The sequence below is a fragment of the Streptomyces lycii genome, assembly GCF_009735685.1.
Classification (GTDB): Bacteria; Actinomycetota; Actinomycetes; order Streptomycetales; family Streptomycetaceae; genus Streptomyces; species Streptomyces lycii.
The window spans coordinates 108,558-115,352 of sequence record NZ_WHPN01000420.1; the positions used below are offsets into that span (position 1 = coordinate 108,558).

Consider the following 6,795-nt stretch of genomic DNA (forward strand, 5'->3'; position numbering starts at 1 on the left):
CCCATAACGCGACACTCCGCCCGTCCGTCCGCTCAAGGATGCGTCATTTGGCGGCGAAAGCCGGAATCGGCCGGTCCTGGCGGAGGGCGGTGAAGAGCTGGTCGGCCCGCCGCCGGTCCCAGAGCACGACGTCCCCGGCGCTGCCCGCGCCGGTGGTGCCCGCGACGGGCACGGTCGTGGTGCTGCCGCGTCCGCCGGCGGTGTTCTGCACGGCGGCGCCGAGCGTGCCGAGGTCGTGCACGGCCGTGCCCCGGTCGACGGTGACGGCGGCGAGGGCCGCGTCGGTGGCCGGTACCAGGGTGAAGGGATTGAGCAGGACGGAGGGCCCGAGCGCCTTGTCGGCGAGGGCGCCGATGAGCTGCCGCTGGCGTTCGGCGCGGCCGAGGTCGCCGGCGGGGTCGGTGTAGCGGGCGCGGACGAAGGCGAGCGCCTCGGTGCCGTCCGTCGTGCGGCAGCCGGCCGGGAAGTCCGCTCCGGACCGGGGGTCGCGCAGGGGCTCGTCCAGGCAGATGCGGACACCGCCGAGCGCGTCGACGACCTCGGTGAAGCCGAGGAAGTCCACCTCGGCGTAGTGGTCGAGGCGGAGGCCGGTCGCCTCCTCGACGGTGCGGCTGAGCAGTTCCGGGCCGCCGAGCGCGTACGCCGAGTTGATCTTTCCCCTGCCGTGGCCGGGGATCGGGACGTACGAGTCGCGCGGAAGGCTGATCAGATACGGGCCGTGGGCGCCCCGGTGCAGGAGCATGAGGCTGTCGGTGTTGCGCTCGCCGCCGCCGCCGACGTGCAGGTCCTCGCGCTGCTCGGGGGTGAACCCGGAGCGGCTGTCGGAGCCGATGAGGAGCCAGGTCGTGCCCTTGCTCTCGGCGGGGCGCCCGGCGTAGCCGGTGAGCGCGGAGGTCTGGCGGAGCTGGGTGCCGGCCCAGATGTAGAGGGCGAGACCGCCGGCGAGGACCAGCACGACGAGGGCGAGCAGGGCGAGGAGGATCCGGCGGGGCCATCCGCGGCGGGCGGCGCGGCGGGCGCGCCGGGCCTCGCGGCGGCGCGTGCGGCGGTGGGCCCGGTGCAGTGTGGTGGTGCCGCCGGGCGCGGGGTTCGGGGGGCCCGGCCGGCGGCCCCGCGGGCCGGCCGGGCCGCCGGGGTTCGCTGGCTCGCCCATGGAACGAACGTGACACAACGGGCGTGCGGCCGCGAGGTGGCGGTGGGCGGTGGGGCGGCGACATGGCGGTGGGCGGCGGGAGGCCGCCGCGCTCCGTGCCGTGAACGGCGCCGGGGGCCCGGACGCGGGGCCCCTGGGCGGTGTGAGGGGCCCTGGGTGGTGCGAGGAGCCGTGGGCGGGCGGCGGCGCTGTCGGGGGTGCCGTGGTCCGGGGTGTCCCTCTCTGGGCCGGGCTCGCCAAGCGGCTGGAGGAGGTCTGGCTGCCCGGCGAGGACGACCCCGTCGTGCTGCCCCGCTCCAGCGAGGGCCTGTATCTCCTCCAGCGGGTCGGGCCCGGTGGGTCAGGGCGGCGGGCCCAGTGGGTTTCGGCGGCGGACCCGGCCGGTTTCGGCGGCGGGCCCGGCCGGTCACGGGCCGGTGCCGGAAGGTGCCGGGCGAGGTCGGCCGGTGCCGGGCCCCGCGGGTGCCGGGCGCCCCGCGGATGCCGGGGCGTCCTTCCGGGCCGGGGGCGGCCCGGCCTGTGGGGCGCCTGGCCTGTGGGTGCGTCGGCCCGTGGGTGTCCGGCTCGGGTGTCCGGTTCGGGGGCCGGTCCGTGGGTGCTCGGTTCGGGGGCCGGGCCGGTCCGTGGGTGTCCGGCTCGGGTGGTCGGCCTGCGGTGCCTCTCCGGTCCGGGGGCCTGTGCGGTCCGGGGGGCCTCTGCGGGTCGGTGGCCCTCTCCGGTTCGGGGCCTCTGCCGGTTCGGGGTGCCCGACTGGTCGGGGTGCCCCTCTGGTGCGGGGCGGCCTGTGGTTGGGGTTGCCCCGGTCGTCCGGGTGCCGGGGGCGGGCCCTCCGGGAGGGGGTCTTCCACCGCATGTTTACGGCCGCCTGAACGGTGTGCGGAGACGGTCACCCTTTTTCCGCGGCCACACATACAGGTAAGCGTGGAAGACCCCCTCCCTCCGGGTCCACCCCCTCACGTCCGTCGTGGGCCGCGGCTGCCGGACCATCTCGTCGGTGGATTCGGTGGATTCGGTGGATTCGGTGGCGGGGCCGTGGAAGGTCTCGACGCCCCGGGCGCGGCGGTTGCGGGTTTGCGCCCGGAAGGGGCCGTCGAGTCCGAGCCGGGCGGCCGGGGTCAGGCGGTGGCCGGGGTCAGGCGGGGTGGCCGGTCGCCGGTGACGAGGGTGACCAGGGCCGCGTCGAAGGTGGGGCCGAGGTACCAGTCACCGGTGTGGTCCAGGCTGTAGACCCGGCCCTCGGTGTCGATGGCCAGGACGGCCTGTCCGGTGCCGGGGCCCTCCGGTCCGGGCGTCTCCTCGCCGAGCGGGCAGATCTCGGTCTCCAGGGCGCGGCCGAGGTCGGAGAGGGTACGGGCGAGATGCAGTCCGCACATGGGGTCGAGCAGCACCGGGGTGGGCGCGATGTGCCGGCCGGGGCCGGTCCCGGCGATGTGCAGCCCGCCGAACTCCGCCCAGACCTCGACCGCCGCGGGGAAGACCGCGTGCCGGTGCCCGGCGGGGGAGACGTGGGCGCGCAGCGCGTCGGCCCAGATCTCCGCCTGTCTTATGTCCCAGCGTCCGGGCTGCCAGCCGGTCTTGCGGAGCGCGGCGTCCACGGCCACGGGGAAGCGGTCGGTGGCCGCGCGGTCGAAGGCGTTCACCGTCAGCTCCTGTCGGTGTCGGAGGTCGTGGGGTCGACGGCGCGTACGCCGAAGTGCGCCAGCAGCGGGGAGCAGGACCGGCAGGGCGGCGCGTAGCTGCCGTGCCGCGGGTCGCCGTCCTCGCGGATGTGCCGGGCGGTGAGCTTCGCGTGCTTGAGGGCGCGCCGTGCCTCGCCGCCGGTGAGCGGCTTGCGGGAGGCGCGCTTGCCGCGGGAGCCCTCGACGGTGGTGAGGTAGCGGGAGAGCAGCAGGGCCTCGGGGCAGCGGCCGGTGAAGCGTTCGCGCCGGTCGGTGCCGAGGGTGTCGAGGAAGTCCTGGACGAGCGGGTGCAGTGCGGGTGGCCGGTCGGTGCGGCCGGCCGTGGCGGTGAGGGTCTCGCCGCGTACGGAGAGGGCCGCGGCGACGGCGGGCAGGATGCCGTCCCGGCGGTGCCGGAGGGCGGGCGGCCGCCCGGTGCCGACCGTGCTCCAGCTCAGTCTCGGGTCGCCCGGTGGTGTGCCCGGAAGGTCTTGTGTGGCGCTCATGCGGTGCTTCCCCTCCTTGCATCCCCCCGAGTTGCTGGGACAGCCTGCCAAACCCTCGTGCTGTTGCGGAAGTCTGATCATGTCTGTGCGCGAGTCGCTCCACAGCAGGTCACCGGGGGGTGACGGGAGGTCACCGGGGTGTGGGCGGATACACCGGAAAGAGGTGTGAGGGGGCCTCGGGGACGGAAAAGTGACCGTCATGGGTACACGTATTCAGCACGTTGCCGCCGTAGCCGTCGCCGTGCCCGTGCTGGCGCTCACCGCCGCGTGCAGCGGGGGCGGAGACGGGTCCGGTGACGGCGGGGCGAAGGACAAGGGCACGCCGGGGGCGGCGCGGGACGGCGCCGGGGCGGGCGGCGGGGGTGCGGCGAAGGGCGGCGTACCGCCGCTGAGCACGGCGGAGCTGGAGTCGGCGCTGCTCACGAAGGGTGATGTGCCGGGCTGGACGACCGGCTCGGCGGACGCGGACGCCATCGTTCCGAAGGAGCGGTTCGGTACGGACCGGGAGGCGTGCGCGCCGGTCGCGGACGTCCTCAGTTCCGAGCCGAAATACGCCCGAACGGCCTACACGAGCGGCAGCCTCGTCAAGGGTGGCGCGGCCGGGGGCGGGACGGTGCACTCGGTCCTGCTGGCGGCTCACGAGCGGGGCGAGGCCGCGAAGTGGCTGACGGAGCTGCGCGGCGCGGTGCGGTCCTGTGACGCCTTCACCGGAACCGGCGGCGCGGGCGGACCGCGGTACGAGGTGGCGCCGGAGGACCCGGGGGCGCCCGCGGGCGACGACTCGGTGGCCTTCCGGCTGACCGGTGCGGGGGACGCCTCGGACCTCGTCGTCACCGTCGTCCGCACCGGCGCCAACACGGCCTCGTATCTGTCGTTCGGGGTGGCGGACACCCCGGAGCCGATCGAGCGGAAGGTCGCGGTCCGGCAGCACGAGAAGCTGGTCGAGGCGGCGGCGGGCTGACAGCCGGACGCCCGCGGGACCCGCGCGGGCCCGCGGTCCGGGCGGCCCGGGGGCCGGGGACCGGGACGGGACCGGCGTCCCGGGCAGCGCATAGGCTGTGCCCCATCAGCCGTACGCAGCAGGGGGCAACCGCCATGACGACAGGTCGGCTCGGGCACGAGGCCGCGCCACCGAACACGGCCTACGCCGGGCAGGTCGTGCACTTCCCGGATCCGGTCCGTGCCGCCCGGCACCCCAGAGGGGTACGCGTCGACGAGGCCGGTTACCCGGACTTCTCGCCCTACGCCCGGGCCGCCGCGGAGATCGCCGACCCGCCGGAGGGCTTCGGCGTGGACGAACTGCGGCTGACGGACCTGGTATCGGCGAACGCGGCGCTGCGGGCCGCGGGTCACGAGCTGTGGGACAGCCTGCCGCCGGTGGCCACCCCGCACGGCTGGACCTGGCACCACGTGCCGGGCAGCCGCCGGATGGAGCTGGTCCCGGTCGAGGTGAAGGCACTGCTGCGGCATCACGGCGGGCTGGCCACGGCCGCCGTCGACCAGGAGAAGCGCGGCACCCGGCCGCTCCAGGAGACCCGGCCCGCGCACTTCGGGCTGCCGAAGGGCGCGCTGTCGGTCGGCGAGAGCCAGGTCCTCGGCGTCGAGGAGGACCTGGGCTATCGGCTGCCGGGCGCGTACCGCGCGTTCCTGAAGGCGGCGGGCGGCTGCGCGCCGGTCGGGGTGGCGCTCGACGCTGAGTTGGGGCTGCTGATCGACCAGCCGTTCTTCACGGTCCGCGACGAGGCGGCCGTGAACGATCTCGTGTACATCAACAAATGCCTGCGCGACCACCTCACCAAGGACTACCTGGGCGTGGCGTTCGTCCAGGGCGGTGTCCTCGCGCTGAAGGTGCGTGGGGAGGCGATCGGGTCGGTGTGGTTCTGCGCGTACGACGACGCGCGGGACCGTGACGGCTACACGGTCCGGGAGCGGGTGGAGAAGCTGCTGCTGCCCTGCGGCGACGACTTCGACGACTTCCTGCAGCGGCTGGCGGGCAGCCCGCCGGAGCTGGAGACCGTGGCGAACCTGATGGTGGACGGCGGCTTCGCGTACGCCGTTCCGGTGGAGGGGTGAGGCCGCGATGGTGACTTTTGCGCAGGCGCAGGAGCGGGCGGAGCACTGGGTCAACGGCGAGCTGCCCGCGTATCAGCACCGTGAGGTGCGGGTGCGCGAGTTCGACCTGGGCTTCGTGGCCTGGGCCGAGGACCGCGAGGACGGGCCGACGTCGGACGGCGGCCGGGCCCGGCTGGTCATCGCCCGGGACAGCGGCGACGTGACCCTCTGGCCGGGGCTGCCGGTGGGCGAGGTCATCCGCCGTTACGAGGAGGAGTACGGGGCGCGGCCCGAGGAGGCGGACCCGGACGGCGGGCAGGAACCGCCGCCGCGGGTGGACCTGGAGGCGACCTCGTTCCTGCTGACGCCGCCGCAGTGGCTCCAGGACGCGGCCGACCAGATCGGCATCCCGGACCGGCGGCAGGGCGCGGGCCCGGCCGGCCGGTCCGGTGCCGGGGCGGGGACGGGTTCCGTGTCGTCGTCCGGGGCGACGGCTTCCGCTCCGGGTGGGCCCGCCGGTTCCCCGGTGTCCGCCCCGGCCGGTGGTTCCGGTGCCTGGCCGGACGCCCGGGGGTCCGGCTCCGCCGGGGCGTTCCCCGGCGGGCCCGGCGACCGGGAGCCGACGGCGCGGGACGGTGTGCCCTCCTCGGCGCCGGGCTCCGGGGCCGGGCCGGCCGCGCCCGCGGCGTCGGGTGGCTCCGGCGGCCCGGCGGTGCCTTCCGAAGGCACGCCGTGGGCGGGCACGGACACCGCCGGGGCCGGTGACGAGGGCTCCGTCGATCTGCCCGCGACCGTCTTCGCGCCGCCGCTGGTCGGGGCCGACGACGAGGACGACGGCGGCGGAACGCGGTCCGGTGTCTCCGCCGACGCCAAGACCGAACTCATGTCGGGCGGCAGCAGCCTGCCCCGTACGCGGCTGTCACCGGCCCTCGACGCACCGGGCCCGGACCAGGGCTCGGCCCCGGGTGCCCCGGCGGCGCCCGGTGCCCCCGGGCCGCAGGGTGCCCCGGGTCCGCAGGGTGCCCCCGGTCAGCCCGGTCAGCCCGGTCAGCCCCCCGGTCAGCCCGGTCAGCCCGGTCAGCCCGGTCAGCCCCCCGGTCAGCCCGGTCAGCCCGGTCAGCCCGGTGCTCCCGGCCGTCCCGTGCCGCCCGGTGCCGGTGACATCGCCGACGCCGAGACCAGCCGCGCCACGCCGCCGCAGCCTGCCGGTACGCCGCCTCCGCCGTCCGGTCCGGGCGCCCCCGGCACCCCGGCGGGCGGTTACGTGCCGACCCAGCTGGTCTCGCAGCTCGGCCCCGAGGGCCCCGGTGAGCCTGCCGCCCCCGGCGCCCCGGGCACGCCGCCGCCGGGGGCCGCTCCTTCCGGTGCTCCGGGTGCTCCGGGTTCGTCCGGTGGCGGTGACGCGCACTACGCGGCGACGATGCTG

General features: G+C 76.4%; 5 protein-coding genes and 1 pseudogene. 3 read left to right on the forward strand and 3 right to left on the reverse strand.

The features are described 5' to 3' along the window. Window positions 1–43: 43 nt before the first annotated feature. From GCU69_RS30415 to GCU69_RS30430, 3 genes are all read right to left on the reverse strand, one after another. On the reverse strand, window positions 44–1,153 hold the full coding sequence (locus GCU69_RS30415; protein WP_156207800.1) for an LCP family protein: 1,110 nt from the start codon (window positions 1,151–1,153) through the stop codon (window positions 44–46). Between the two features lie 1,115 nt (window positions 1,154–2,268). After that, window positions 2,269–2,793, reverse strand: a complete 525-nt coding sequence (locus tag GCU69_RS30425) for an SUKH-3 domain-containing protein (protein WP_156207802.1) — start codon at window positions 2,791–2,793, stop codon at window positions 2,269–2,271. 2 nt (window positions 2,794–2,795) lie between these two features. Beyond that, window positions 2,796–3,317, reverse strand: coding sequence for a YwqJ-related putative deaminase (locus GCU69_RS30430; protein ID WP_098755472.1), 522 nt, complete (start codon window positions 3,315–3,317; stop codon window positions 2,796–2,798). Between the two features lie 199 nt (window positions 3,318–3,516). On the opposite strand from GCU69_RS30430, the gene GCU69_RS30435 reads away from it, so the two are divergent. From GCU69_RS30435 to GCU69_RS30445, 3 genes and pseudogenes are all read left to right on the forward strand, one after another. Beyond that, entirely contained in the window at window positions 3,517–4,278 is a 762-nt protein-coding gene (locus tag GCU69_RS30435; protein ID WP_156207803.1) for a hypothetical protein, read from the forward strand. A 134-nt stretch (window positions 4,279–4,412) separates the two neighbouring features. Further along, the gene (locus tag GCU69_RS30440; protein ID WP_098752290.1) at window positions 4,413–5,390 is read left to right on the forward strand and encodes an SMI1/KNR4 family protein; all 978 of its coding nucleotides are present in this window, start codon (window positions 4,413–4,415) and stop codon (window positions 5,388–5,390) included. A gap of 7 nt (window positions 5,391–5,397) precedes the next feature. Beyond that, window positions 5,398–6,795 (forward strand): annotated as a pseudogene (locus tag GCU69_RS30445) (SUKH-4 family immunity protein); the annotation flags it as partial.